Genomic DNA, 25,936 nt, shown 5'->3' with positions numbered 1-25,936 from the left:
TAAAATGCCGGGGATGTGGCTTGGCAAAGGTAAAATTTTACGCAATATCTAACTAATATCTAGCTAATTGTAACTATGGGGTTATGTGGTGGCAACCATCCTTGATGGCAAAAGTCTGATTACTGCCGAGATGATCGCCGCCAGCCTCCCTCGAGGAAAGCTCGATCCCCATAGCGAAGCGTTCGAAACTGCTCGCGTAGAGCTTGCGCTCATTCTCCACACGACACACCAGCAAATCGAGCAGCGAAAGGATCCGGCGGAGATCATTCGCCGTCTGATGTCGTATCTCGAGGCAACGCGTACCAAGGTTCATCCAGACGTTTGGCAAGCATTGATACCGGTAGTGCAGAACCACCCGGTGTTGGATTACTTTCTTGAGGATCCGCTCACGCGGTGGTCCCATGACAAGCCCAGAGGTTATTCTGGCGACGCACAGTTGCTCGACTATATCTATTGTGATCCGCATGTGGCCGAGAGCGTGGCAAACGCCTCGGAAACCGGCAAGGCGCTCTATAGCCATACCAAGGATGTACCGTCGTGCATCGCGGCACGGGAACGACGCGATCTTTTAACCCGATATGTCGATGAGATTGCGACCAGGAGTGGACCGGAAGCCGAGGTCCTGGCGATTGCGGCCGGCCATTTAAGGGAGGCCAATCGCTCGATCGCCTTGCAGGAGGGCCGTCTCAAGCGCTGGGTTGCGCTCGATCAGGATCCTCAGAGCGTTGGATTGATCACGCGCGACTTCCAGGGCACCGCGGTAGAGGCCATCGACGGCTCGGTACGAACCATGCTCACGCGGGGCCACAAGCTTGGCAAGTTCGACTTCATCTACGCCTCCGGCCTTTACGACTATCTTGCGCACAACGTCGCCGTGAAGCTCACGAAAACCTGCCTGCAGATGTTGAAGCCGAACGGGACATTCCTCTTCGCGAACTACGCAGAGGGCAACCCTGACGCCGGCTACCGGGAGACGTTCATGAACTGGGTGTTGCTGCTGCGGTCGGAGGTCGATATGTGGAACATCATCAATGCCAGCGTCGACCGCAACACCGTCGAGGCGCAGGTGTTCTTTGGCGAGAACCGCAACGTCCTGTACGCTGTCATCGAAAAGCGGGGATAGCGACCGCCTTGGGCTGCAAGCTTGTCAGCCGTTGGCGGCAGCCCAGACTTATTGCGTTTTGACCCTAATCTTCGAACGCCGCCCTTAACGTCTCGAATGGCGCCAGCGCACCGCGCACCTGCACGACGGCCGCGGCGACGCGATGCGCGCGCAGCACGGCCTCGGTCGGGACATGGCCGGCAAGCCGGGCGGCGAGATAGGCGCCATTGAAGGAATCGCCGGCGCCGGTGGTGTCGACCGGGGCGGCGACATGCACGGCCGCAACGGGTTGCGGGGAGCCGTTTGCGGCGATGAGCGCCGGCTCCTCGCCGTTCTTGACGACGACTTCGCCGACCAGTTTTCCCAACCGTTCCGCGGTTTTCTGCGGCGCTGAGTCGCCGAACAGCATCTGCTCGTCGGGAAAGGTCGGCAACGCGATGTCAGTGACTGCCAGCGCATCGAGGATCGCAGCCTGTGCTCCCTCGCGCCGGCGCCACAGCCGCGGCCGATAATTGGGATCGAAGGCGACAAGCGAGCCGGCGGCGCGCGCCTTGGCCACCGCAGCTAGCAATATCTTGCGCGCAGCGTCATCCAGAATTGCCAAAGTGATTCCGGAAAAGTATACAAGCGACTGATTTTCAAGGCTTTTCGCCAAGGCGGCCGCGTCGGACGCAAGCTGCCTTGCGGCCGCATCACCGCGCCAGTAGGTGAAGGAGCGTTCGGCGCCGGTCAGTGTGATCGCATAGAGACCGGGCCGTGCGCCTGCTATGATCGGGCTGGCGCCGATGCCGATGCCGTTTTGCGCGAAGAAAGCAATCTGGTCGCGCGAGAACGGGTCGTCGCCGAAGGCCGACACATAGGTCGCCGGCCGGTCGCCGCTTAGCGCATGCAGCGCCCACAGCGTATTGAATGTGTCGCCGGCAAAGCCCATGCGCCAGTTCGGCCCCGCCTGGCCTGAAAGCTCGAGCATGCATTCACCGATCGAGGCGACGCCGTTTCCTGTCATGAATTTCTCTCCTAGTGCATGTCGCCCAAAAGCTTGCGCATTGGTTTTGGGATAACGACATGCACAAAACCAAGACCCGGTGCTGTAGCTTTTTGCGAGCGGCAGCGCCATGCTTGGTCATGGCGGATTTTTGCGCCAGCGACATTTTCTCACGCGGAAGGCGGGACGCAATCTGCCGAGCGAGACGTTATCTCCGGAAGAGGAAACGGTTTGGCATCGTTATGGCGTTATGTTCTGGCAGGTCTTGGTCTGGCTGCCTTGCTGGCCATTCTCGCCGCCGTCTACCTGACCGCGCCGCAAGCGCCGCAACGTGCCGGCTTCGAGATTGCCCGCTCGAAGAAGACGGCGAACGGGCTGTTTGTGGCCAGATTCGAGCCGGAGCGGGGTGTTGTCAGGCAAGGCGAGCTGCAATCGTGGCTGCTGACCCTGAAGACAGGTGCGGGAACCCCGGTGGAGGGCGCCGCGATCGCGATTTCCGGAGGCATGCCGCAGCACAGGCACGGTCTGCCGACCAGCCCGCAGGCGACCGACTATCTGGGCGACGGGTGCTATCGGATCGACGGGGTGAAATTCACGATGAGCGGATTGTGGCAATTGCATTTCGCCATTTCCGCGGCGGCCGGATCCGACACGGTGGTCTTCAATGTGTTGCTCTGAGCGCTGGAGCAAGATGAACCGCTTTTCGCGTCTCTTCGCGCTGCTGGCCATGGCCGTGCTTGCCGCCTGCGGCAAGCCGGAGTTTTCCGATGCCGAAAAGAAGACCATCGCCTCGCTGGCACTGTCGGCGCTGCCGCCGCTGAAAGCCGACACCACCAATCGCTTCGCCGACGTGCCGGCCGCCGCCGCCCTCGGCGCGACGCTGTTTTTCGACGTCGGGATGAGCGGCGACGGCAAGGTTTCGTGCTCGACCTGTCATAAGATCGACCGGCAGTTCCAGGACGACCTGCCGCAAGCGGTCGGCGTCGGCCGCACCAACCGGCGCACCATGCCGCTGGCCGGCGTCGCGCATGATCCTTGGTTCTTCTGGGACGGGCGGCGCGACAGTCTTTGGGCGCAGGCGCTGGCGCCGCTGGAGAATCCGCTGGAGCAGGCCGGCAATCGCGCCGCCTACGCGCATTATATCAAGGCGCGATTCGGCGAGCGTTATGAGCGCATCTTCGGGCCGCTGCCCGACCTTTCTGATGTGCCGGCCAATGCCAGCCCGCTCGGCAGCGATGCCGAGAAGGCGGCGTGGGGCACGATGACCGAAGCGAAAGCCGAGGGCGTCAATCGCGTCTTCGCCAATATCGGCAAGGCGATCGCCGCCTTCGAGCGGTCGATCGCGTTACCGCAGACCCGCTTCGACCGGTTCGCCGCTGCTTTGGCTACCGGTATACAGCTGCCGCAAGGCGACGATGCGTTGTCGCCTGAGGAGATGCTCGGGCTAAAACTGTTCATCGGCAAGGCCAATTGCGTGACGTGCCACACCGGGCCGCGTTTCACCGACGGCGGTTTTCACAATACCGGCGTGCCTCCGATGGCAAATCTGCCTCCGGATCGCGGCCGCATAGATGCGGTGGCGCAGGTCGAGGCCGATCCGTTCAACTGTTTCGGCGCGTTTCGCGATGGCGAGGCCAGCGCCTGCGGCGAGCTGCGCTTCATGGTCAAGGCCGGACCGGAACTCGTCCGCGCCTACAAGACCCCGTCGCTCCGCGGCGCCGCCACCCGTCCGCCCTACATGCATGCCGGGCAATTTTCCTCGCTCGACGAGGTGGTGGCGCATTATTCCAAGGCGCCGGCCAGTGTCGAGGGTGTATCAGAGGTCCACCCGCTGCAGCTTTCGGACCGCGAGCGCGCGGCGCTGGTGGCGTTTTTGAAGACGCTGGCGGAGTGAGGACTCGGAATAAAGGCTGCTCGGGGGCGATCCTTCGCGCCCCCCTCTGTCCTGCCGGACATCTCCCCCACGAGGGGGGAGATTGGCTGTCCCCTCGGCTTGCGCCAATTTTCAATATTCAAGAAAAGGGCACTGTCGCCGAAGCCGCCGATCTCCCCCCAAGTGGGGGAGATGTCCGGCAGGACAGAGGGGGGCGCTGTCCCGCCAGCATCGAAGGTTCGTTACCGCAACAGCGCGCCTAGCGATCCTTCACCGTCTCCATCGCCACGAAGGTCGAGGTCTGGGCGACGTGGGGCAGGGCGGAGATGCGCTCGCCGAGCACGCGGCGGTAGGCGGCGATGTCGGTGGTGCGGACTTTCAGGAGATAATCGAAGCTCGACGCCATCATGTGGCATTGCTCGATCTCCGGCACCGCCTGCACGGCGCGGTTGAAGGCGTCGAGCGCGGCCGAGCGGGTGTCGGACAATTTCACCTGGACGAAGGCGACATGGCCTTCGCCCATGCGCTCACGGTCGATTATCGCCTGATAGCCACGGATGATGCCGTCCTTTTCCAGTCGCTTGACCCGCGCCTGCACCGGCGTCTTCGACAGGCCGACCTTGGCCGCGAGTTCCGACATGGAGAGCCTGCCATTGCTGCCCAGCGCCGACAGGATGTTCCTGTCGATGCGGTCCAATTGGTCTTCTGTCATCGAATTCGTGGTCAAGTTGGAGAAAATCAGGCCCCACGATAGTTCAATCGACCTCTCCTGTCGATTTCTTTGGACCGATCGAAACCTACCTTTGTGCTAGCTTGCGCCATTCGGTCCGGTGACCGCCGGCCCGCTCCCTGATGCTCGCTTTACAGGACCGTCATGCCAGCGCTCGATGCCATCCGCCAGCAGATCCGTGCCAATTACTTGCCTGACGAAGACGAGGCCGTGAAGCGGCTGGCCGAGGTGACAGGGCTTTCGACGAAAGAGCGGAAGGCGATCTCGGCCCGCGCCGCCGATCTGGTGCGGGCGGTGCGCGGCTCGTCCGATCCGCGGCTGATGGAGGTCTTTCTGTCCGCCTATGGCCTCTCCACCAAGGAGGGCGTCGCGTTGATGTGCCTGGCCGAAGCGCTGCTGCGCGTGCCCGACACCGAAACGATGGACGATCTCATCGCCGACAAGATCGCCCCGCATGACTGGTCGGCGCATTCGGGCGGCTCGAGCTCGATCTTCATCAATGCGTCGACCTGGGCGCTGATGCTGACCGGCCGGGTGCTCGACGAAGGCGAGGGCGGCATCGAAGGCACGCTGCGCGCCATGGTGCGCCGGCTGGGCGAGCCGGTCATCCGCAAGGCGGTCGCCGCCGCCATGCGCGAAATGGGCGAGCAGTTCGTGCTCGGCCGCACGATTGCCGAGGCCGTCAAGCGCGGCCGGCCGATGACCCAGAAAGACTATCTCTATTCCTTCGATATGCTGGGCGAAGCGGCTCTCACCGAGGCCGACGCCTTGCGCTATCTCAAGGCCTATGCCGACGCGATCTCGTCGCTCGATGCCGGCGCCAATGGTCCCGACATCCGCCAGAACCACGGCATCTCGGTCAAGCTCTCGGCGCTGCACCCGCGCTATGAAGTGACGCAGAAGGAAAAGATGCTGCCTGTCATGGCCGAGCGGCTTTTGTCGCTGGCGCTGGCGGCGCGCCATTCGCGAATGGGCCTCAACATCGACGCCGAGGAGGCCGACCGCCTCGACCTGTCGCTCGAAATCATCGAACGGGTGCTGGCCGAGCCGGAACTCGCCGGCTGGGACGGTTTTGGCGTTGTCGTCCAGGCCTATGGTCCGCGCGCTGCCTTCGTCATCGATTGGCTCTATGCGCTGGCGAAGAAGCACGACCGCACCATCATGGTGCGGCTGGTCAAGGGCGCCTATTGGGACACGGAGATCAAGCGAGCGCAGACGCTCGGGCTCGACGGCTATCCGGTGTTCACCCGCAAGGCCAACACCGACGTGTCCTACCTCGCCTGCGCGAAAAAGCTGCTGTCGATGACCGACCGCATCTATCCGCAATTCGCCACCCACAACGCCCACACCGTCGCCGCCATCCTGTCGATGGCCGGGGATCGTGACTCCTTCGAGTTCCAGCGCCTGCACGGCATGGGCGAGGCGCTGCACGAGACGGTGCGGCGGGCCGAGGGTACGCGCTGCCGCATCTATGCGCCGGTCGGCGCGCATTCCGACCTGCTTGCCTATCTGGTCCGCCGGCTGCTCGAAAACGGCGCCAATTCTTCCTTCGTCCACCAGCTCACCGACGAGGAGGTCGAGCCGGAGGATATTGCTCGCGATCCGCTCGAGACGGTCGAGAAACAGGGTCCGGCCGCCAATCCGGCGATCCCCCGCCCGTCGGCGATCTTCGGTGCTGGCCGCCGCAATTCGAAGGGATTCGACATCACCGATCCGGTGACGCTGGCCGCGATCGACAAGGCCAGGGCTGAATTCGCGGGGCCGGACCGCTGGCACGCCAAGCCGATCACCCGGGCCGCCGGCTATGGCAAGCAGCGTCCGATGGTCAATCCGGCAAAGCCCGACGAAGTGGTCGGCACGGTCAGCGAGGCCAGCGCCAAGCAGGTCGCGACCGCCGTGCGCATCGCGGTGGAGGCGCAGCCGGCATGGGCGAGGCGCGCCGTCGCCGAGCGCGTCGCCATACTCAACCGCGCCGCCGACCTCTATGAGGCCAATGCCGTCGAATTCTTCGCGCTCGCCGCCCGCGAGGCCGGCAAATCGCTGGCCGACGGCGTCGCCGAAGTGCGCGAGGCGGTCGATTTCCTGCGCTATTACGCAACCGAGGCGGCCAATGCCGAACCTGGAACCGAGGCGCGCGGCGTGATCGCGTGTATCTCGCCATGGAATTTTCCGCTCGCCATCTTTACCGGCCAGATCGCGGCAGCACTCGTCACCGGCAATTCGGTCATCGCCAAGCCGGCCGAGCAGACGCCGCTGATCGCCTTCCGCGCCGTCGAATTGCTGCGCGAAGCCGGTGTGCCAGAAGACGTTATCCAGCTTCTGCCCGGCGATGGCCCCTCGGTCGGCGGCCCGCTGACCGCCGACCCGCGCATTGCCGGCGTCTGCTTCACCGGCTCGACCGAGGTCGCCAAGCTGATCGAAAAGCAATTGGCCGAGACCGCCGCGCCCGACGCCATGCTGATCGCCGAGACCGGCGGGTTGAATGCGATGATCGTCGATTCCACCGCGCTTCCCGAGCAGGCGGTACGCGACATCCTGGCCTCGGCCTTCCAGAGTGCCGGCCAGCGCTGCTCGGCCCTGCGTGTGCTCTATGTGCAGAAGGACGTCGAGAAGAAGATGCTGGAGATGCTGAAGGGCGCGATGGAAGCGCTCAGCCTCGGTGATCCCTGGCGGATATCGACCGATGTCGGCCCGGTCATCGACGAGGAGGCACAAAAATCGATCCGCGACTATTGTACTGATATGGGCCTGCAAGGCCGGCTGATCGCCAAACTCGAAGCGCCGAAGAACGGCCGCTTCGTCGCGCCGCATGTCTTTCGGGTCAAAGGCATCGAGGACATCGAGCGCGAGGTGTTCGGGCCGGTGCTGCATGTCGCCAGCTTCGACGCCGACAACGTCGACGGGGTCATCGCCGCGATCAACCGCAAGGGTTATGGCCTGACCTTCGGCCTGCACACCCGCATCGAAGGCCGCGCCCAGCATTTCGTCGACGGCATCCATGCCGGCAACATCTATGTCAACCGCAACCAGATCGGCGCCGTGGTCGGCTCGCAGCCGTTCGGCGGCGAAGGACTTTCCGGCACCGGGCCGAAGGCCGGCGGGCCGCACTATCTCAGGCGGTTCCGCAAGGGGCCGGAGGCGGGCACGCCTATTCTTGACGGCCGCAAGGTGACGGCGACCGAACTCGCCGACAATCTGCCCGACCCGACGCTGGGCGGCTGGTCGACGCGGGCGGACCGCATTGCGGTGCTGAGGAAACATTTGCGCGGCAAGGGTGCTGCGGCCATCGGTGCCGCCGCCGGCATCGATTTCGGCCAGGTCGATTTGCCCGGCCCGACCGGCGAGGCCAACACGCTGTCGCTGTCGCCGCGCGGCCGCGTGCTCTGCCTGGGACCGGACGCCGACACATTGCTTGCCCAGACCATCCAGGCGCTCGCGGCCGGCAATGCGGTGCTGGCCGTCGCGCCCGGTGCGCCGGCGGCACTGTCATCACTGACCGGCAAGGGCCTGCCGCTGGCGGCCATCGACGGCCGGCCCGACCCGGTCGAGGCTCGCGCGCTGCGTGTCGACGTCGTCGCCTTTTCCGGCACGCCCGAGGCCGCGCGCATCGTGCGCAAGGTGATCGCCGACCGCGGCGGCCCGATCGTGCCGCTGGTCAGCGAAGTGCTCAACCCGGCGGCCTATGCGCATGAGCGGGCCGTCTGCGTCGACACTACGGCTGCGGGCGGCAATGCCAGCCTGCTGGCCGCGGCGTGAGGCTTAGCCATGTTCCCGCCATTGGCGAAGGCCGAGATGACGGCCGATCTCCCCCGCAAGGGGGGAGATCGGCAGCTTCGAGGTCACGCGCCCTCGACGACCGAAAAGCCTTCGAACTGCGGATGGCCGAGATAGTGCACCTTGCTGGAGCCCGCGTTGCGGTGCGCAGCGCGAAAGTTCTCGGATCTGGTCCAGGCGACAAAATCCTCATGGCTCGCCCATACGGTGTGCGAGGCGAACAGCGTGTAGCCTTCGGCCTCGTTGACCGGACCGCGCAGCAGATGAAATTCCTTGAAACCTTTCATTTCGGACAGGCTGGAATCACGGTTCTTCCAGACGTCCTCGAAAGCGGCTTCCGAGCCATTCTGGACCTTGAAGCGATTCATGGCGATGTACATTGGCTGTCCTTTCGGGATTGCGGACTGTGACGGTAGATGGAAAGGACGAGGCGAAGATCCTCAAAACGGACCGATCGCGCCTGTAAACACCAGATTGCTGCCGACCTTTGTCGGGATGGGAGGGAAGGGAGCTGCCTTCCGCACGATGCCAAGTACGGCCTGATCGAAATCTTCCGAACCAGAGCTCTCTAGGATGCGCAGCTCATTGATGCCGCCACGACTGCCAATGACGAACGTGACAACGGCATTGTTGCGTGCGGCTGCTTGCACCGACGGCGGGACGCCGCGATTGACACGGCTGAGCTTTCTTATGACGTCGCTGCGGTAGCTGGATTCCGCTGCGATACCTGCTTCATTCTGTTTCTTGCCCTTACTCGCCGCCTGAGCAGAGCGGTCCTGGCCATCTGCCGTGCCGCGCTTCTCATTAGCTTCCGTTGTTCCTGAGGGCAGCATTGCGGGGCTTGGCCTGGCGCTGGGGATCGGCGGCTGCCCGGCAAACGCAGCAGGCGCCTCGGTGCTGTCTGTCTGAACAGTGGGCTGTGCTGGCGTCTTCGGGACCACGCTCTGGTCATCGGGGGCCCTGGACACCAATATGTTTGGGATGGCCGCCGACTGTTTGACTGCGTCCGGGAGAGGCTCAAGGAGCTGCTTCGTTACTTCCTTGGTGAGCTGAGGAGGCTTTGTTGGCGGCACCGGCTTCTGGGCCTTTGCCGTCGCTGGTTTCGGCTGCGGGTTCGGCACCAATGTGACCTTGATTGCCGGCGTTTCCCGATCCAGCGCGCTGCCAACCACGTTGGCGCCCGATTGATCGCTGCCTTCCGGCTGAGTGGCATCCTGGAAGTCAAATGTCCCGGCCGGCGAGAAGAGGAAAACTGCCGCCACGGCGGCGTGGAGGAGGCAGGAAGTGACAATCGCCAGCGCCCACTTGCGGTTCAGGGCAAATGGCGGCGCCTGTGGGAGCGGCTCGACCGGCTTCACGCCAAGTTCGGCGCCGGTGCTTGGGCCAGTAGCTGGGATGGAGCTGACTTCCTGCATGTCGCGGAACGGAAACTGCCGCGACCCGCTTGTCAAATCAAGATCATTTGCCCCCGGCGGCAAGAGGCCGGCCAGCGGCCACGCCACTATGTTCCGTCCGGGTGCGGGCTCCAGTCCCACTGCCTTTTCAGACCCCGAAGGCGATGCCGGTCTTGGTCTCGGTCTTCAGCCCGCGCATGCAAGCGTCCGGCTTGATGCCGGTGCCGGCGCATTCGGTCGCGCTGTTGATCAGCACGCGGCTGACCTTGGCGCAGTCGGCGCCGGCAAGATCGAAACGCGTCACCTTGGTCTTGCCCGCCGGCAGGTCCTTGAAGTCGAGCACGGTCAGCCGGTCGACGACGCCGGCCTCGTTGAAGAGCGCGATCTCGAACGCTGCTTTCGAGAGATCGGCGCCGAGCGTGTTGTTGACCACGAAGGTCAGACGGCAGCCCTTTTCGGAGGCCTGCGCACCATTGAGTTCAAGCGTAAGAGCAGGGGCCGGCGCGGACTGTTGCGCCCACACCGGACCCATCACAAGCGGCATTGCCAGCACCGAGGTCAGCAGGCGAAGCGATGCCGTCAAGCTTGTCATTGTCGTCAACCTCCAAACCGCATTGTCGCCGCCAGCTTGAGCGTGACGCCGGGCTCGTAAATTACACTCGTGGCCGACGCATTCAACGGGTTGGTGTATTTGACGTCGAACAAATTGTCGGCGCGGAAGTCGACCTTGAAATTGTCGGTCGCCTGGTAGCTGGCGAAAGCATTGACCAGCGTGTAGTCCCTGGCCACTGGGTTGCCGTTCGGCTTGCCATTGTACTGCACCTCGCCGCCGACGGTCAGCTTGTCCTCCAGAAAGCGGAAGCCGAGTTGCCCGGTGACCTGAGAAGAGGGGACGGTAACAAGATCCGCCCGCTCGCCGTCATAGGAGATGGTGTGGCCATCGATGATCGAGGCCGAAAACCCGGCGAAACCCCAGCTGGCATCATAGACGCCTTCCATTTCAAAGCCGCGGATCTTGGCTTTTGCAAAGTTCTGGTACTGGAAGCAGATCGGGATGCCGGGGCCGAACGGGCAGCCGCTGGTCGGGTCGAATGCCGACAGGGTGACGCCGTCGATATAGTCGTCGACATCGTTGTTGAAGTAGGCCGCCTTAAAACGAAACGCGTCGCCGGCTTCGAGAATGTCGTCCTGCTTGTAGTTGACACCGAATTCGACGGTCTTGCCGATTTCAGGCTTCAGATCGGGATTGGGGAGAAACGGAAAGCTGACGCCTGCCGGATGGTTGCCGCTGATGAGGGTTTCCGACAGTGACGGGGAACGATATCCCTGCGCATAGGTGCCGTAGAGTTGCAGTCCCGAAAGGCTGGCGGTTTCGAACGGCGAGACGCCGACGGTGATGCGCGGCGACAGCCGATCGCCGGAGGTTTCGCCGACATCGCTTTCGAGCTTGTAGCTGTCGTAACGCAGCCCGGCGATAATCTCGAGCCAGTCCCAGGCGAGCTTGTCCTGGATGTAAGCGCCGGAAACGTTTCGCTTGCCCGAAGGGGTATAGAAACTGGCGCCGCCTGCCGCACCACCCGTCTCGACGTCGTCGCCAACCCAGTCGCCACCATAGGTCAGCTCGTGTCCAATGGCGGCGGTCTCGAACCGCGAGGTGTTCCAGATGTCGATGCCCGAAGTGCCGACATCGAAAGTCGACATCGAACCCGCCGGCAGGACAATGGGAAGACCGGTGACTGGATCAAACCGGTTTTGCGGAACGAGGCTTGTCATATCCAGATTGGTCTTGTTGTAGGAGGCGTTGACGTGGAGATCGAGCCAGCTCTTGTCTTCGTCGGTGATGTTGTAGCGGCCCGTGAAGGTATTCGCTTTCAGGTCGACATCATTCACCGGCGTGCCGCCGCTGACCTCGTTCCAGCCGTCGCTCGTGCCATTCCAGCCCAGCTTCAGTTCGCTGTTTTCACCAGGGCGGATGGTTGTCTTGAGAAGGCCACTCAAAACGTCGAAACCGGTGCCGTTCACCGTATCGCCGCCGCCATCCTTGTAGTCGTCATAGTCGCGATAGACGATGTTGCCGAGGACATCCCAGTTTTCGTTGAAACGGTAGGCGCCGGCGGCGCTGGTCGTCCAGCCTTCGCCATTGCTCTCGTAGCGCCCGGTCGCGGACGCGGCCCATGTCTCGCCGTCGCGAAGATAGTCTTCCGCGTCCTTGGTCTCAAACAAGACGACGCCGCCGATGGCGCCCGAACCGTACGTGTTGGCGACCGGGCCACGGATGACATCGACGGATTTGATGAGCTCAGGGTCGATATAGAAGGTGGATTGTGTACCGTGGTCGGAGCGCTGGAAATTCTGCCGCGCACCGTCGACGATCACCGCGACGCGGCCAAAATCCTGCAAGCCACGGATATTGATGCTGGAGCTGACGCGCCTTGCGTCTGCCTGGACCGCTACACCCGGCACGCCCAACAGCATTTCGTTAGGCGTGGTCGCCATGCGGCGTTCCAATTGCTCCTGATCGACATGGCTGACCGAAGCCAGGGAATCGATCGCCGTCTCGCCGGTGCGGCTGATGACCAGGATCTGGTCGAGCAGCGTTGCGCCTGCCGGGGGCGGCGCAGCCTCTTCAGGCGTCTGTCCTTGTTCGGCCTGCTGCTGGTCTGTTGTCGGGTGGGCGGCCTGTTGAGCGTTTGCCGATGACGTGAGCAGGGCGATCGCCGCAGCACCCGCCAGCAATCCCGCCATGCCCTTTGCTATTGATCGATGCGCCGGACCTCGATGCGCCGGATCTCTATGCCCCGGACCTGGGCTGCTATTCGCCAGACCCAGCCGTCCCCAATTCGCCAACCCCATGCCCCAACTCCAAAATTCCAGGTTCGATGCTGGCTGGCGTGGCGCTTGCTGGCATTTTTCATCGTGTCCGGCGTCTTAAATCTTGACTCACTTAGTCCGGTATTGCACTGACTAATAAACATGATTATTCAAGTCAACAAATGAATTCCACGCAAGCCTCGAGCCAGCCGACCAAGCCCGGCCCAGGAAAGGGATCGAACCAAGATGAACACGCACAATCCCAGTGACTTTCGCTATCGTGTCCGCCGTTCCGACGACAATTCGGCTCGTTTCGATCGGGTCCCGTTGACCGTGAGGACCCTGTCCAGCAACACGCTGTTCCAAGGCGAACACGAGATCGGCATCGAGCATCACGGAGCCCTCTACCGGCTGAAGATCACCCGCCAGGGCAAGCTCATCCTCAACAAGTAGGTAGTAAGATGGACCAGCGCGTAAAACCCGCTCCGCACGAGATCCGGCGGGCGCGGGCAGACAATCCGAAGACGCGCGAGCGCGACCTCGCCGCCGAGCTTGGCATTTCGGAGGCCGAGCTGGTCGCCGCGCATTGCGGCGACGGCGTCGTCCGCGTCGAACCGCGCGTCAACGACCTTCTGACCGGCCTCGAAGCCGTCGGCGAGGTCATGGCGCTGACGCGCAACGAAAGCGCTGTGCACGAGAAGATCGGCGTCTACGACAAAGTCGTCACCGGCAACCACAATGCCATGGTGCTTGGCGAGAACATCGACCTGCGCATCTTCCCGAAAATCTGGGCGCACGGCTTTGCCGTCGAAAAGCGCGACGGCGGCAATATCAGGCGCAGTCTGCAGTTCTTCGATGCGGCAGGTGAGGCGGTGCACAAGGTGCATCTGCGGCCCGCGTCCAACCTCTATGCCTACCAGAAGCTGGTGGCCGAACTCGAATCGCCGAACCAGGAGTCAATGATCGCCGTTACAGAGGGGGTCGCGGTTTCAGACGGCGGATTTACCGACGAGGCCGAGGCTTCCGACGCTTCCGCTGATGTCGACGATCTGCGCGACCGCTGGAGCCGGCTGACCGACGTGCATCAGTTCTTCGGGATGCTGAAGACGCTGAAGCTCGACCGCCGCCAGGCGATGCGCATGGTCGGCCAGGATTACGCCTGGCTGCTCGACAACAATGCCGTCAGCGCCATGTTCCATCATGCCGCCGAGGGCGAAATGCCGATCATGTGCTTTGTCGGCAATCGCGGCTGCATCCAGATTCATTCGGGTCCGATCAAGTCGATCAAGCCGATGGGGCCATGGATCAACGTGCTGGACGAGACTTTTCACCTGCATCTGCGGACCGACCACATCCATGAGGTCTGGGCCGTGCGCAAACCGACCAAGGACGGCCATGTCACCTCTCTCGAAGCCTATAGCGCCGACGGCACGATGATCATCCAGTTCTTCGGCAAGCGCCATGAAGGCGAAAGCGAGCGCGAGGACTGGCGGTTTCTGGCAGAGAACCTGCCGCGCATTCCAAGCCCGACCGCGGCCTGAGGACAACGACAATGGCTCCTTTACTTAAACGGCCGGGTGTTTTCAGAATGGCGCTTGGGGCCACGATCGGCCTTGCCCTGGCCTTTGCCGCATTGCTACCGGTCCGTGCCGCAGAAGAGACGGAGGTCTTTGCGGACCCGTCGAAGATAGCGGCCATCGGCGGTTCGATTACCGAGATCGTCTTTGCGCTCGGCGAGCAGGATCGGCTGGTCGCTCGCGATTCGACCAGCCGTTATCCCGAGGCGGCGCTCAAGCTGCCTGACGTCGGCTACATGCGCCAGCTGTCGCCGGAAGGTGTGCTGTCGGTCAATCCGTCGGGCATCCTGGCGCTGCACGGCAGCGGGCCGAAGCAAGCCGTCGACGTGCTGAAGAAAACAAGCATTCCGTTCATCGAGGTGCCAGAGCGCTACGACCATGAGGGCATTCTCGAAAAGATCCGCATCGTCGGCAAGGCGCTCGGCGCCGACGCCAAGGCCGATGCGCTGGCAGCCGAGGTGGATGCCAAGCTGAAGGCCGCGGAAAAACAGACCGCTTCGATCAAGGACCGCAAGCGCGTCCTGTTCGTGCTGTCGATGCAGGGCGGCAAGATTCTCGCTTCCGGCAGCGACACGGCCGCCGACGGCATCATCAAGCTTTCGGGCGGTGTCAATGCGGTTGACGGTTTCTCCGGCTACAAGCAATTGTCCGACGAGGCTGTTATCACTGCCAGGCCAGACGTGATCCTGATGATGAACAATGCCGGTCCTGCCGCATCGGATGACGAATTGTTCGCGAACCCGTCCATTTTGTCGACACCGGCAGGTGCCGCGCGCAAGGTGGTCCGCATGGATGGCGGCTATTTGCTCGGCTTCGGGCCGCGCACGGCCGACGTCATCCACGACTTTGCCGCCTCGCTTTATGGCGGGCAGGCCGCGGACTGAGCAGGCACCCAATGGTGGATCAATCGATCGCTGGTGCGGGCACTATGGCGACGGCATCCGACGGCGACCGTTCGGGGCGCGCGCGCGTCGTCATCTTGCTTTTGTGCCTGGGGCTCGCCGTTGCCGTCCTGTTGTCGCTGACCTCAGGCGCATCCGATGCCTCGGCCGTTAGCGTCGTTGGCGACTGGCTGTCGGGTGCAGCACCCGGCAATGAGGCGCTGAGCGCCCGCGACCGCCTGATCGTCTACGACATCCGCTTGCCGCGCGTCATCCTCGGTGTGCTGATCGGCGCCGCACTTGCCGTCTCCGGCGCGGTCATGCAAGGGCTGTTCCGCAACCCGCTGGCGGATCCCGGTCTCATCGGCGTTTCGGCTGGATCGAGCCTCGGCGCGGTGGCCGTCATCGTGCTTGGCGCCACGGTGCTGGCGCCGGTAACTTCGGTGCTGGGCACGCTCGCTCTGCCGCTGGCGGCGTTCTGCGGCGGGCTCGCGACGACATTGGTGCTCTATCAAGTCGCAACCCGGCAAGGCCAAACCTCGGTCGCCACCATGCTGCTCGCCGGCATCGCGCTGGCGGCCCTTGCCATGGCGCTGACCGGCATCCTGATCTTCATGGCCGACGACCGGCAGTTGCGCGACCTGACCTTCTGGCAGCTCGGCTCGCTCGCCGGCGCCACCTGGCAGAAAATCGGTTCCGTCGGGCCTGTGATCGTGCTGGCGCTGGCGGCGATGCCGTTCCTGGCACGCGGCCTCAACGCGCTGGCGCTGGGCGAAGCCACCGCCGGCCATCTCGGTATCCCGGTGCAGCGGCTGAAATACACTGCAATTGTCGGCGTTTCGGCGGCGGTCGGGGCGTCTGTTGCTGTCAGCGGCGGCATCGGCTTTGTCGGCATCGTCGTGCCGCATCTGCTGCGCCTGGCTATCGGCCCGGACAATCGTTATTTGCTGCCGGCCTCGGCCTTGCTTGGCGCTTCGCTGCTGCTGCTGGCCGATGCCGTCGCCCGCACCATCGTGGCCCCGGCCGAGCTGCCGATCGGCATCGTCACCGCGATCGCCGGCGCTCCGTTCTTCCTCTGGATCCTGCTGCGTAAGCGTGGCGTCATCGACCTATGAGAGACCATTTGGAAACTCTACTCTGGCGGCCATCTGATGGCGTTTTCTGCGCTCCCGGTACTCACGTACCAGCGCATGACCCCGGAAACCAATTTCGGTTTCCGGAAAAGGATCATGCGCAAATGCAAAGTGTTAGAGCGTCCTTTGCGCGTCCATTGGACGCGCGGCGCTCTAATGTACGCTGCGTTCCGGTTCTCGAAACCACCACCATATGACTCGCCAGAGCGAATTTCGAAACGGTCTCTGAGAGGGGTTTTTATGATCGAAGCGCGAGATGTCTCGGTGGCGATCGGCGGCAAGCGTATCGTCGCCAATGTCGATTTCGAGATACGGCCCGGCGAAATCGCGGCCATCGTCGGCCCCAACGGTTCGGGCAAGACGACCTTTCTAAGGGCGTTGTCCGGCGACCTGGCCCATTCGGGAGAGGTCACCATCAACGGCCGCGACCTGTCGGCGATGAAGCCGGTCGAGGCAGCGACGATGCGCGCCGTGCTGCCGCAGGCGACGACGTTGTCTTTTCCCTTCACGGTGCGCGAGATCGTCAGGCTCGGCCTGCTCGGCGGGCGCTCGGGCGCGCTGCCCGGCGAGGACGAGCGCCTGCCCGAACGGGCGCTGGCGCGGGTCGATCTCGACGGCTTTGCCGGCCGTTTCTACCAGGAGCTTTCGGGCGGCGAGCAGCAGCGCGTGCAGTTGGCCCGCGTGCTCTGCCAGGTCTGGGCGCCGGTCGTCGACGGCAAACCGCGCTATCTCTTTCTCGACGAGCCGGTTTCCAGCCTCGACATCAAGCACCAATTGATCATCATGAACATCGCCCGCGACTTCGCCAGAAGGGGCGGCGGCGTGGTTGCCATCCTGCACGACCTCAATTTGACGGCCATGTATGCCGATCGGATTTTCGTCATGCACCGCGGCAGGCTTGCCGCCACCGGCTCGCCGCAGGACGTGCTGAGCGACGTTCTGATCGAAAAAGTGTTCGATTGCCGACTGAGGGTCGGCGTGCTGCCTGCCGGAAACGTGCCGTTCGTGCTGCCGCAGTCAGCGGCGTAAGTTCCAACTTGCAAGGTCGGCGCTGCCCCTCCCTGCCGGGCACTTCTCCCCGTATAGTGACGGGGAGAAGGGGCTTGCCGCAGCCTCGGCGTCCTTCATGCGACGATGGAGATTGGCGAAACCGTCGATGACATTGTCTCTCTCCCCGTCACTATACGGGGAGAGGATGCCGGCAGGCAGGTGAGGGGCAGCGCAACCGTTCGACTATCGCTCTGCCTGCCCTGCAATCAGGCGGCTGGCGCCCTTTGCACCAGCATGTCGATGCCGAGCAGGTGCCGCACATTCGGGCGCGCCGCCACCATGTCGGCGATCGTATAGCGCTCGAGCACGGCGAAGAAGGCGTTGAGCGCCTCGCGCAGCGCCGAATTCAATGCGCAACTGTCGACCAGCGGACATTCGGCGGCGTCGTTCTCGAAACATTCGGCCATGGCGAAGCTCTCTTCGGTCACGCGCACGACGTCGAACAGGGTGATCGATTCGGCCGCGCGGCCGAGCCTGACGCCGCCGTTCCTGCCGCGCACCGTTTCGACCAGACCATGCTCGACCAAAGGCTGCAGGATCTTGAAGAGAAAAAGTTCGGATACCGAGTAGGCGGCCGCGATCTCTGGGATGCGGCTCAACCGGTCGGTATTGGCGGCGCAATACATCAGGATGCGCATCGCGTAGTTGGTCTGGCGTGTCAGCCGCATTTTGTCCTCACGAAGCATTAGCTCAAGCCTAATATGGCCTATACCTTGGAATAATTCCAGACAAGCACCGCGTAATAGATGAACATTTATGTCAGGTTTGCGTGGGCGGTCGTGCGAACCATAATCCTAGTATGGCGCGCATTCGGGTGGGCGGATTACTAAATTAAGTCGGCGAGATCGACCAGGAGCAGTTCATCCATGTCACAATCAGCACCGACTTTGACATCGGCCCGGTTCGATGCCGACGCGGACGCCAAGCTTTCGGCGCTTCGGCGCACCAAGTTCGTCGCCACCGCAGCGCTCGCGCTCTGCGTCCTCGTCTTTGCGGTGGCCAAGTCGTTCGAGGGCCACTATCCGTGGCTGGGTTTCGTCGCCGCTTTCGCCGAGGCGGCGACGATCGGCGGGCTGGCCGACTGGTATGCGGTGGTGGCGCTGTTCAGACGGCCGCTCGGCCTGCCGATCCCGCACACCGCCATCATTCCGGAGAACCAGAACCGCATCGCCGACAATCTCGGCCGTTTCATCGAGGTCAATTTCCTGGCGCCGGAGCCGGTGCGCGAAAAGCTTGCCGAGGTCGACTTTTCCGCGCTCGTCGCGGACTGGCTGGCCGACCAGAACCGCGCCGCCGATCTGTCGCATTTCGTCGGCCGGCTGGTGCCGCAGACACTGGCGGCGGTCGAGCAATCCGGCCTGCGCGGCTTCGTCACCAGCCGCATGCTGGAGCAGATCGAAAAGGTGCCTCTGGCGCCGCTCGCCGCTGAGTTGCTGTCGGCCCTGACCGACGACCGCCGCCACCAAAGACTGTTCGACGAATTCACCAAGGTCGTCGGCCGTTTCCTGAGCGACGAGCAGGCGCTGGCGACGATGCGCGAGAAGATCCGCGAGGAACTGCCGTCGCTGTTCAATCTGTTTCGCGCCGACGCCTATCTGCTGAAGAAGATCGTCGCCTCCGCCGGTTCGCTGCTCGACGAGGTGAGGGCCGATCCCGATCACCCGATGCGCGCCGAATTCGACCGTTTTGTCCTGACCTTCGTCGAGCGGCTGAGGACATCCAAGCAATATGCCAAGCGCGCCGAGAAACTGAAGCGCGATTTCCTCGCCCGGCCGGAGTTGAAGGCGCTGGCCGGCGACATGTGGGAAAGCCTCAGTGTGTTCATCGAGCAGGACGCCAAGGCGCCGAATTCGATGATCCGCGCCCATCTTGCCAACATGTTCGTCGAGGTCGGCCGCCATCTTGCCGGCGATGCGCAAATCAGGGCCGACATGAACCAGGGGTTCGTCGTGGCGCTGTCTTCCTTCGTCGAGAGCCAGAAGAGCGGCGTCTCGAAATTCATCGCCGATCAGGTCAAGCGCTGGGACCTTGCCCAGCTCACCAGGCTGATCGAGATGAACATCGGCAGAGACCTGCAATATATCCGCTTCAACGGCATGGTCATCGGCGGCCTTGCCGGCGTCGTGCTCCATACCGTGGAACGGCTGTTCCTCGTCGACTGAGCCGCGATGTGCTGCGCCTCCGAATGGACCGCGAAGCTTCAGTGCCCTATTGTTCTCTTCAGGTGCCGCATTCGCAGCAACAGGGGAGAACCACCATGGCAAAGCAACCGGATTCCGACTCCTTCATGGACATGTTCGGCAGGTTCGGCCGCGACCTGAAGCTGCCGAACGTCGATGTCGAGGCGATCCTCAACCATCATCGCAAGAACCTCGAAGCCTTGGAAAAGTCGGCCAGGGCGGGTGCCGCCGGGGCGTCGTCGCTGCTCTCCAAACAGCGCGAGATGCTGCAGGACACGCTGCACGAGATCGCCGACATGGCGCAGAGTTACAGGGCGCCGGGCGATCCTCGGGAGTTGATGGCCAAGCAAGCCGCGTTCGCCAGGAAGTCCTTCGAAACCGCATTGAAGAATGCCGGCGAGGTGGCCGAACTGGCCAGGAAATCCGGCACCGAATCGGTCGAGATTCTGCGCGAGCGCATCAAGGAGGCGATGGAGGAAATCCGCACAGGCTACGATAAGAAGTAGGCTGTCCCCAAGCCAAAGCAGGTGGACTTTTCTCCCCTCATTTCCGGCTCGTGAAAGCCGTATTGTTGGTCCTTGGCGCCGCCGAGGCGCACAAAGTTCCTCTTGCCCGATAATCCTGTTTCCGACGCTGGACACAGGCACTGACGCGATCCGGCCGAGGATATCGCAGCGGAACGTGCGGAGCGAATTGACATAGACGGCCGGTTCGTGGTCCGGAGGCAAGGCAAGCGATCGGGAAAGCAGGAATGACGCAAACACGGCTGAGGACGCCGCCGACCTACGAGCAACTCAGGACGATGACCGGGCAGGAGCTTGGCGTGTCGGAGTGGACGACGGTCGACCAGAGCCGCATCGACCAGTTCGCCGAATGCACGGGCGACCGCCAATGGATCCATGTCGATCCAGAGCGGGCGAAGCGGCAAAGCCCGTTCCGCACCACCATCGCGCATGGCTATCTAACGCTGTCGATCATCGGCGCGCTGGCGCTCGACATGGGCATCGTGCCCGAAAACACGCAAGCCGTCTTCAACTATGGCTTCGACAAGGTGCGGTTCCTGGCGCCGGTCAGGGCCGGCACACGCATCAGGTTGCGCATCACGCTCTTGTCCATGGAGGACAAAGGCCCCGGCCAGTATCTGATGAAGGCCGCCAACATCGTCGAGATCGAAGGTGAGCAGAAGCCGGCGCTGACCGCCGAAACGCTCGTCATGCTTTATGAGCGGCGCAAGCGGGGCAGGGCCTGAGGGCGAAACGCCAAGGCCAGCATTTTCGTGACAACTAAAATCAGCGCGACATCGCCTCTTCAAGCGTCCTGAAAATTTTCTCGTCTGCCGACTGCGCGACGTTGAAGCGCAGGAAACGGCTAGCTGTTTGGGACAGGCTGAACGCATTGCCGGGCGCCAGCACGATATTGGCCGACAAAGCGCGGCGGGCTATTTCAGCCGCATCCACGCCTTCCGGCAGGCTGCACCACAAGAACATGCCGGCCGGCTGGTCGATCCACGGCGTGATGCCGATCGCCTTCAGCCGCGTACTTGTCTCAGCCATGGCGCGTGAAAGCCGCGTACGCAGCAAATCCACGTGCTTGCGATAGCTGCCGTCCTTCAGCAGCGTCAGCACCAGTTCGGAGGCAAGCCGTCCGCTGCCGAAGGATGTGGCTATCTTGAGATCGGTCAGTCCTTCCATCCAGTCGCGCGGGGCCGCGATAAAGCCGCAGCGCACCGACGCCGAAAGCGTCTTGGAGAAGCTGCCGATATGGACGACGCGACCCAGACCGTCGAACGCCGCCAGCCTGGGCGCGGGCGTGTGTTCGAAGTCGGCAAAGATATCGTCTTCGATGATCGTCAGATCCGATTGGTCGGCGAGCTTGAGCAATCGATGGGCGATGACCGGCGACAGAATTGCACCCGTCGGATTGTGGAGCGCGGAATTGGTAATGTAGAGGCGCGGCCGGTGCTCGATCAGCGCCTGCGCGAACAGCTCGATATCCGGCCCCGACGGCGTATAGGGAACGCCGACCACCTTGGCCCGGTGAGCGCGCAACAGGGCATGGAAGTTGAAATAGCAGGGATCGTCCACCAGCACCGTGTCGCCGGGCTCGAGCAGGAACCGGCACAGAAGGTCGATGGCCTGGGTGCCCGATTCCGTCAGCATGATCTGGTCGGGATATGCCTCGATGCCGTGCTCTGCCATGCGCCGCGCGAGCAGATGACGCAGCGGCGGCAGCCCGAGCGGGGTGCCGTAGTCCGTCAGCGTGACATCATCGCCGCGTGCCATTGTCCGCAGTGCCCGGCGCAATCCGGCCTCCGGCATCCACGAGGCAGGCAGCCAGCCGCAGCCGGGTTTCAGCACGCCGTCGCCGGCTTCCAGTGACTGGCGCGAAACCCAGAGCGGATCGACAGCTCGATCAAGCCTGGGGCCGATCTCGGCCAGCGACAAGGGAGCCAGGGGTCCGGCGGCATAAAAACCTGAACCTGGGCGCGAGCGAATGATGCCCTCCGCCGCCAGACGCTCATAGGCCTCGACCACAGTGGATTTCGAAACCTGCATGGTTTTCGCGAAAGCCCGGATCGAAGGCAGTCGGGTTCCCGGTGTCAGGCTGCGTGCGGCGATTCTGTGCCTGATCGTCGCCATGACGCTTTCGACAAGCGTCCCGCTGCCCGTACTTACCGTCGCCTGCTCGTCCATCCGTACTGCTCAACCCACCATGACAGTTTTATCTAACTGTACCTCATTGTCTCTGGTGGCGCCATACGTCCGGCCGATAGAGGGCGAGAACATCAGGAGCGTGCGATGGATAAGACGGCGGGTGGCTGGATCAACGGATTCGTAGGCGTGCTGATTTTCAGCGGATCGCTTCCGGCAACGCGCGTCGCGGTGATGGATTTCGATCCGGCGTTCCTAACCGTCGCCCGCGCTGCCACGGCAGGCATCCTCGGCCTCGCGCTCCTGCTCATTTTTCGCCAGAAGCGTCCGGAGCGACGAGATCTGTTGTCGCTGGCCATCGTGGCGCTCGGCGTCGTGGTCGGCTTTCCCCTGCTGACCGCGTTGGCGCTCAAGCACATCACCTCGGCCCATTCCATCATCTTCGTCGGCCTGCTGCCGCTGGCGACTGCAATCTTCGGCGTCATCCGCGGCGGCGATCGCCCCAAACCGGCTTTCTGGCTGTTTTCGTGCCTTGGCAGCGCCCTTGTTGCCAGTTTTGCGGTGACGCAAGGCGTTTCGGCCTCGCCGGTTGGCGACATGCTGATGCTGGCCGCAATCATCCTGTGCGGACTGGGCTATGCGGAAGGAGCTACGCTGTCCCGCAAACTCGGCGGCTGGCAGGTGATCTCATGGGCTCTGGTGTTGTCGCTGCCGGTCATGCTGGCCCTGACGCTCATCACCATGCCACCGTCGCTCGAAAACGTCAGCAATGCCGCTTGGTTCGGCCTGGCCTATGTCTCGCTGTTCAGCATGCTGATCGGTTTTGTGTTCTGGTATCGCGGACTGGCGCAAGGCGGCATCGCTGCGGTCGGGCAGTTGCAGCTTCTCCAGCCTTTCTTCGGCCTTGGGTTGGCAGCTATGCTGCTGCACGAGCAGGTCAGTCCCGCCATGATCGCGGTCACTGCTGCCGTCGTGCTTTGCGTGGTCGGTGCGAAGAGATATGCGCGGTAGGCCGACGGTTGGCTAGAACCTCGTCACCACGCCGATGCCGATGCCTTCGAAGCCCCCCATCGCCATCAGCGCAGCCGGCGCCTCTTCGAGGCTGATCCTCTTGCCGACCAGCAGTTCGGGTCTTAGCTTGCCGGTGCGGATCATCTCCATCATCGCCTGGTAGCGGTGGGCCTGCATGCCGTGGCTGCCGCGGATTTCGAGCTCGAAGGCGATCACCTTGTCCATCGGTATCTGCGGCCTGGCGTGATCGCCGAGCATCAGCCCGACCTGCACATGGCGGCCGCGCCGGCGCAGATTCGCGATCGAGTTGAACGAGGTAGTGGGATGGCCGAGCGCGTCCATCGACATATGCGCGCCGCCATTGGTGATCTGCTTGACCGCCTTGACCACATTCGGCGTCTTGGCGGCGTTGATGGTCGCAACCGCGCCGATCTTGCTGGCAAAATCCAGCTTCTCGTCGGTCAGGTCGATGGCAATCACGTTGGCACCCATGGCGCTGGCGATCATGATCGCCGACAGACCGACGCCGCCGCAGCCATGCACGGCCACCCATTCGCCGGGCGTCACCCGCCCCTGGTCGACAATGGCGCGGAACGAGGTGACGAAGCGGCAGCCGAGGCTGGCGGCGGTGGCGAATTCCATTTCGTCCGGCAAACGGACCAGGTTGGTGTCTGCATGATCGATGGCGACAAATTCGGCGAACGAGCCCCAGGCGGTGAAGCCGGGCTGGGACTGGTGCTCGCAGACCTGATGGTTGCCGGAGCTGCATTCGAAGCAACGGCCGCAGCCGACGGCGAACGGCACGGTGACGCGCTCGCCGGCCTTCCAGCGGGTCACCTGGCTGCCGGCCGCCACGACGACGCCGGCAAGCTCGTGGCCCGGCACATGCGGCAGGCGGATGCCGTCGTCATGGCCCATCCAGCCATGCCAGTCGCTGCGGCAGAGCCCGGTCGCTTCGACCTTGATGACGACGCCGTCCAGGGCCGGTTCCGGATCGGGAACGGTCTGGATCGTCGGCGTTTCACCGAATTTTTCGAAGACGACGGCTTTCATCGGCAATTCCTCATGCTTCAATCCAACTTGCTCTATTCGGCATCGATCTGGTTCGCCGGCGCGGCCTTCTGGAAGGCCGGCAGCGCCATGCAGGCGGCGTGGATGCGTGTGATCGTCGGGTAGGGCGTCATGTCGACGCCGAACCGGGCGTTGCTGGTAACCTGTGCGACAAGGCAGATGTCGGCCAGCCCCGGCGTGTCGCCGTGGCAGAATGTCCCGGTTTCGGACGAGGAAGCCAGAATCTTTTCAAGCGGCTGGAAGCCTTCGTTCACCCAGTGCCGGAACCAGTTGACGACGTCCTCGTCGCCGGCGCCGAACAGGGTACGCAGCGAGGTCAGCACGCGCAGATTGTTCACCGGATGGATGTCGCAGGCGATCATCTGCGCCAGCATCCTGACGCGGGCCCGGCCAAGTGCGTCCTGCGGCAGCAGCGGCGGTTCGGGCCTGGTCTCGTCCAGAAATTCGATGATCGCCAGCGATTGCGTCAGCAGCGTGCCGCCGCCCAGGATCAGTGCCGGCACCAGTCCTTGCGGATTAACCGAGAGATAGGCGGGCTCCAGATGCTCGCCGTGGCGCAGATGATGCCGCACATATTGGTAGGCCAGGCCCTTCATCTCCAGCGCGATCCGCACCCGGTAGGAGGTGGAGGAGCGGTAGTAGTTGTGAAGGACGAGGTCGCTCATTCCTTTACATTCGGCCGATTTGGACGGCCGGGCAAGGCATGGTGGTCCGGAAATTGCCGTCTCCACCCTTTGGCAAGGCATGGATGTACTATTTGCCAATAATCTGGCCATGGTTGCTGGGCTATTCTATCCTGCCTTGAACTGAAACGAACGCCAATGACCGCAGTCAACGATAGCGCTAGGTTTCTGATCATCGACGACCACCCGCTGTTTCGCGAGGCGCTGCACAGCGCTGTGCAAATGGCCTATCCGGACGTCGACACTGTCGAGGCGCGTTCGATCACCGAGGCATTTGAGCTTCTGGCGGACGCGAAGCCATTCGATCTCGCGCTGCTCGATCTCAGCATGCCTGATGTGCATGGCTTCGACGGGCTGCTGCAGCTTCGGACGCGCTATCCGCGCCTGCCGGTGGTCATCGTTTCGGGGCATGAGGAGCCCAAGATCATTTCCGAGGCGCTGTCCTACGGCGCTGCCGGTTTCATCCCGAAATCGGCGCGCAAGAGCGACCTGGCCGCCGCCATCCGCTCGGTGATGGAAGGTGCGATCTACGTGCCCGAAACCTACGAAGGCCAACCGCCGGACGCCGACAGCACCGACCGCGCCGAGATGGTGCAGCGCCTAGCCAAATTGACCCCGCAGCAATTGCGGGTGCTGCAGATGCTGCGCCAGGGCTTGCTCAACAAGCAGATCGCCTACGAGCTGCAAGTCGGCGAAACCACTGTCAAGGCGCATGTTTCCGAGATCCTGCGCAAGCTCAACGTCTACAGCCGGACGCAAGCCGTCATCGAGGTTTCGAAGCTCGACAGTGCCGAGCTGTTTCGCGGCCAGGCGGGGTTTTAAGCGCCGGCTGCGGACAGGCGTTCTGCTACAGGACGTCCACGATGAAAGCCATGGCGATCGATCATATCGTTCTTGCGGTCGATGACGTCGAGCGCGCCTGCCGTGCTGGCCACCGCAAACGTTGGGGATTGGCCTAGAGCGTTCTGTCATTTGATTGAATCGTAGGGATTCCCGAATCACGACAATTTTGATTCAACCTGCTGGCTGG

The 25,936-nt window shown here is 63.1% G+C and carries 24 protein-coding genes; 14 read left to right on the top strand and 10 right to left on the bottom strand.

Annotation, left to right across the window (positions count from 1 at the left end):
- Positions 1–88 precede the first annotated feature (88 nt).
- Complete coding sequence (locus AC0L25_RS15975; RefSeq protein ID WP_473596381.1) at positions 89–1,123, top strand: class I SAM-dependent methyltransferase; 1,035 nt, start codon at positions 89–91, stop codon at positions 1,121–1,123.
- 64 nt (positions 1,124–1,187) lie between these two features.
- On the opposite strand, the gene AC0L25_RS15970 is transcribed toward AC0L25_RS15975, so the two are convergent.
- The gene (locus tag AC0L25_RS15970; protein WP_473596380.1) at positions 1,188–2,108 is read right to left on the bottom strand and encodes a sugar kinase; all 921 of its coding nucleotides are present in this window, start codon (positions 2,106–2,108) and stop codon (positions 1,188–1,190) included.
- A 210-nt stretch (positions 2,109–2,318) separates the two neighbouring features.
- Between AC0L25_RS15970 and AC0L25_RS15965 the strand changes: the two genes are divergently transcribed.
- Positions 2,319–2,765: a FixH family protein gene (locus tag AC0L25_RS15965; RefSeq protein ID WP_473596435.1), complete on the top strand. Its 447-nt coding sequence runs from the start codon at positions 2,319–2,321 to the stop codon at positions 2,763–2,765.
- A 13-nt stretch (positions 2,766–2,778) separates the two neighbouring features.
- On the top strand, positions 2,779–3,981 hold the full coding sequence (locus tag AC0L25_RS15960; RefSeq protein ID WP_473596379.1) for a cytochrome-c peroxidase: 1,203 nt from the start codon (positions 2,779–2,781) through the stop codon (positions 3,979–3,981).
- A gap of 238 nt (positions 3,982–4,219) precedes the next feature.
- Here AC0L25_RS15960 and AC0L25_RS15955 read toward each other — a convergent pair whose 3' ends face one another.
- Positions 4,220–4,672 (bottom strand): Lrp/AsnC family transcriptional regulator, encoded by a 453-nt coding sequence (locus AC0L25_RS15955; protein WP_352952073.1) that lies wholly within the window; start codon positions 4,670–4,672, stop codon positions 4,220–4,222.
- A gap of 162 nt (positions 4,673–4,834) precedes the next feature.
- Between AC0L25_RS15955 and putA the strand changes: the two genes are divergently transcribed.
- On the top strand, positions 4,835–8,446 hold the full coding sequence (gene putA, locus AC0L25_RS15950; RefSeq protein ID WP_473596378.1) for a bifunctional proline dehydrogenase/L-glutamate gamma-semialdehyde dehydrogenase PutA: 3,612 nt from the start codon (positions 4,835–4,837) through the stop codon (positions 8,444–8,446).
- An 83-nt stretch (positions 8,447–8,529) separates the two neighbouring features.
- Here the strand turns inward: putA and hmuQ are convergent, their stop codons facing one another.
- From hmuQ to AC0L25_RS15930, 4 genes are read right to left on the bottom strand one after another with little or no spacing between them, the layout of a single operon-like run.
- Positions 8,530–8,844, bottom strand: coding sequence for a heme-degrading protein HmuQ (gene hmuQ, locus AC0L25_RS15945; protein WP_473596377.1), 315 nt, complete (start codon positions 8,842–8,844; stop codon positions 8,530–8,532).
- 60 nt (positions 8,845–8,904) lie between these two features.
- Positions 8,905–9,966, bottom strand: a complete 1,062-nt coding sequence (locus tag AC0L25_RS15940) for a TonB family protein (protein ID WP_473596376.1) — start codon at positions 9,964–9,966, stop codon at positions 8,905–8,907.
- Between the two features lie 40 nt (positions 9,967–10,006).
- Complete coding sequence (locus AC0L25_RS15935; RefSeq protein WP_473596375.1) at positions 10,007–10,450, bottom strand: hypothetical protein; 444 nt, start codon at positions 10,448–10,450, stop codon at positions 10,007–10,009.
- A 5-nt stretch (positions 10,451–10,455) separates the two neighbouring features.
- Positions 10,456–12,603, bottom strand: coding sequence for a TonB-dependent hemoglobin/transferrin/lactoferrin family receptor (locus tag AC0L25_RS15930; protein WP_473596374.1), 2,148 nt, complete (start codon positions 12,601–12,603; stop codon positions 10,456–10,458).
- Between the two features lie 312 nt (positions 12,604–12,915).
- Between AC0L25_RS15930 and hemP the strand changes: the two genes are divergently transcribed.
- The 5 genes from hemP to AC0L25_RS15905 all read left to right on the top strand — a co-directional run bounded on the left by hemP (position 12,916) and on the right by AC0L25_RS15905 (position 17,289).
- Positions 12,916–13,122, top strand: coding sequence for a hemin uptake protein HemP (gene hemP, locus AC0L25_RS15925; protein ID WP_095486642.1), 207 nt, complete (start codon positions 12,916–12,918; stop codon positions 13,120–13,122).
- An 8-nt stretch (positions 13,123–13,130) separates the two neighbouring features.
- Positions 13,131–14,210, top strand: a complete 1,080-nt coding sequence (locus AC0L25_RS15920; RefSeq protein ID WP_473596373.1) for a hemin-degrading factor — start codon at positions 13,131–13,133, stop codon at positions 14,208–14,210.
- A gap of 11 nt (positions 14,211–14,221) precedes the next feature.
- Positions 14,222–15,130 carry a heme/hemin ABC transporter substrate-binding protein gene (locus AC0L25_RS15915; protein WP_473596372.1) on the top strand — a complete coding sequence of 303 codons (909 nt, stop codon included), beginning with the start codon at positions 14,222–14,224 and terminating at the stop codon, positions 15,128–15,130.
- Positions 15,131–15,141: 11 nt separating this feature from the next.
- Positions 15,142–16,242 (top strand): FecCD family ABC transporter permease, encoded by a 1,101-nt coding sequence (locus tag AC0L25_RS15910; protein ID WP_473596371.1) that lies wholly within the window; start codon positions 15,142–15,144, stop codon positions 16,240–16,242.
- Positions 16,243–16,500: 258 nt separating this feature from the next.
- Positions 16,501–17,289: a heme ABC transporter ATP-binding protein gene (locus AC0L25_RS15905; protein ID WP_473596370.1), complete on the top strand. Its 789-nt coding sequence runs from the start codon at positions 16,501–16,503 to the stop codon at positions 17,287–17,289.
- 227 nt (positions 17,290–17,516) lie between these two features.
- Here AC0L25_RS15905 and rirA read toward each other — a convergent pair whose 3' ends face one another.
- Entirely contained in the window at positions 17,517–17,978 is a 462-nt protein-coding gene (gene rirA, locus AC0L25_RS15900; protein WP_126106178.1) for an iron-responsive transcriptional regulator RirA, read from the bottom strand.
- A gap of 198 nt (positions 17,979–18,176) precedes the next feature.
- On the opposite strand from rirA, the gene AC0L25_RS15895 reads away from it, so the two are divergent.
- The 3 genes from AC0L25_RS15895 to AC0L25_RS15885 all read left to right on the top strand — a co-directional run bounded on the left by AC0L25_RS15895 (position 18,177) and on the right by AC0L25_RS15885 (position 20,739).
- Entirely contained in the window at positions 18,177–19,472 is a 1,296-nt protein-coding gene (locus tag AC0L25_RS15895; protein ID WP_473596369.1) for a DUF445 domain-containing protein, read from the top strand.
- Between the two features lie 95 nt (positions 19,473–19,567).
- Positions 19,568–19,996, top strand: a complete 429-nt coding sequence (locus tag AC0L25_RS15890) for a phasin family protein (protein ID WP_473596368.1) — start codon at positions 19,568–19,570, stop codon at positions 19,994–19,996.
- A 245-nt stretch (positions 19,997–20,241) separates the two neighbouring features.
- Entirely contained in the window at positions 20,242–20,739 is a 498-nt protein-coding gene (locus tag AC0L25_RS15885; RefSeq protein ID WP_473596367.1) for a MaoC family dehydratase, read from the top strand.
- Positions 20,740–20,779: 40 nt separating this feature from the next.
- On the opposite strand, the gene AC0L25_RS15880 is transcribed toward AC0L25_RS15885, so the two are convergent.
- Entirely contained in the window at positions 20,780–22,183 is a 1,404-nt protein-coding gene (locus AC0L25_RS15880) for an aminotransferase-like domain-containing protein (protein ID WP_473596366.1), read from the bottom strand.
- A 105-nt stretch (positions 22,184–22,288) separates the two neighbouring features.
- On the opposite strand from AC0L25_RS15880, the gene AC0L25_RS15875 reads away from it, so the two are divergent.
- On the top strand, positions 22,289–23,152 hold the full coding sequence (locus AC0L25_RS15875) for a DMT family transporter (RefSeq protein ID WP_473596365.1): 864 nt from the start codon (positions 22,289–22,291) through the stop codon (positions 23,150–23,152).
- A 12-nt stretch (positions 23,153–23,164) separates the two neighbouring features.
- Here AC0L25_RS15875 and AC0L25_RS15870 read toward each other — a convergent pair whose 3' ends face one another.
- Both AC0L25_RS15870 and maiA read right to left on the bottom strand, forming a co-directional pair.
- Complete coding sequence (locus tag AC0L25_RS15870) at positions 23,165–24,205, bottom strand: zinc-dependent alcohol dehydrogenase family protein (protein ID WP_473596364.1); 1,041 nt, start codon at positions 24,203–24,205, stop codon at positions 23,165–23,167.
- 32 nt (positions 24,206–24,237) lie between these two features.
- Positions 24,238–24,888: a maleylacetoacetate isomerase gene (gene maiA / locus AC0L25_RS15865; RefSeq protein ID WP_473596363.1), complete on the bottom strand. Its 651-nt coding sequence runs from the start codon at positions 24,886–24,888 to the stop codon at positions 24,238–24,240.
- 156 nt (positions 24,889–25,044) lie between these two features.
- On the opposite strand from maiA, the gene AC0L25_RS15860 reads away from it, so the two are divergent.
- Positions 25,045–25,728 (top strand): response regulator, encoded by a 684-nt coding sequence (locus tag AC0L25_RS15860; RefSeq protein ID WP_029353323.1) that lies wholly within the window; start codon positions 25,045–25,047, stop codon positions 25,726–25,728.
- Positions 25,729–25,936 lie beyond the last annotated feature (208 nt).

The organism is Mesorhizobium sp. WSM4813 (assembly GCF_055811555.1).
This window is presented reverse-complemented; position numbering and strand designations above follow the sequence as displayed.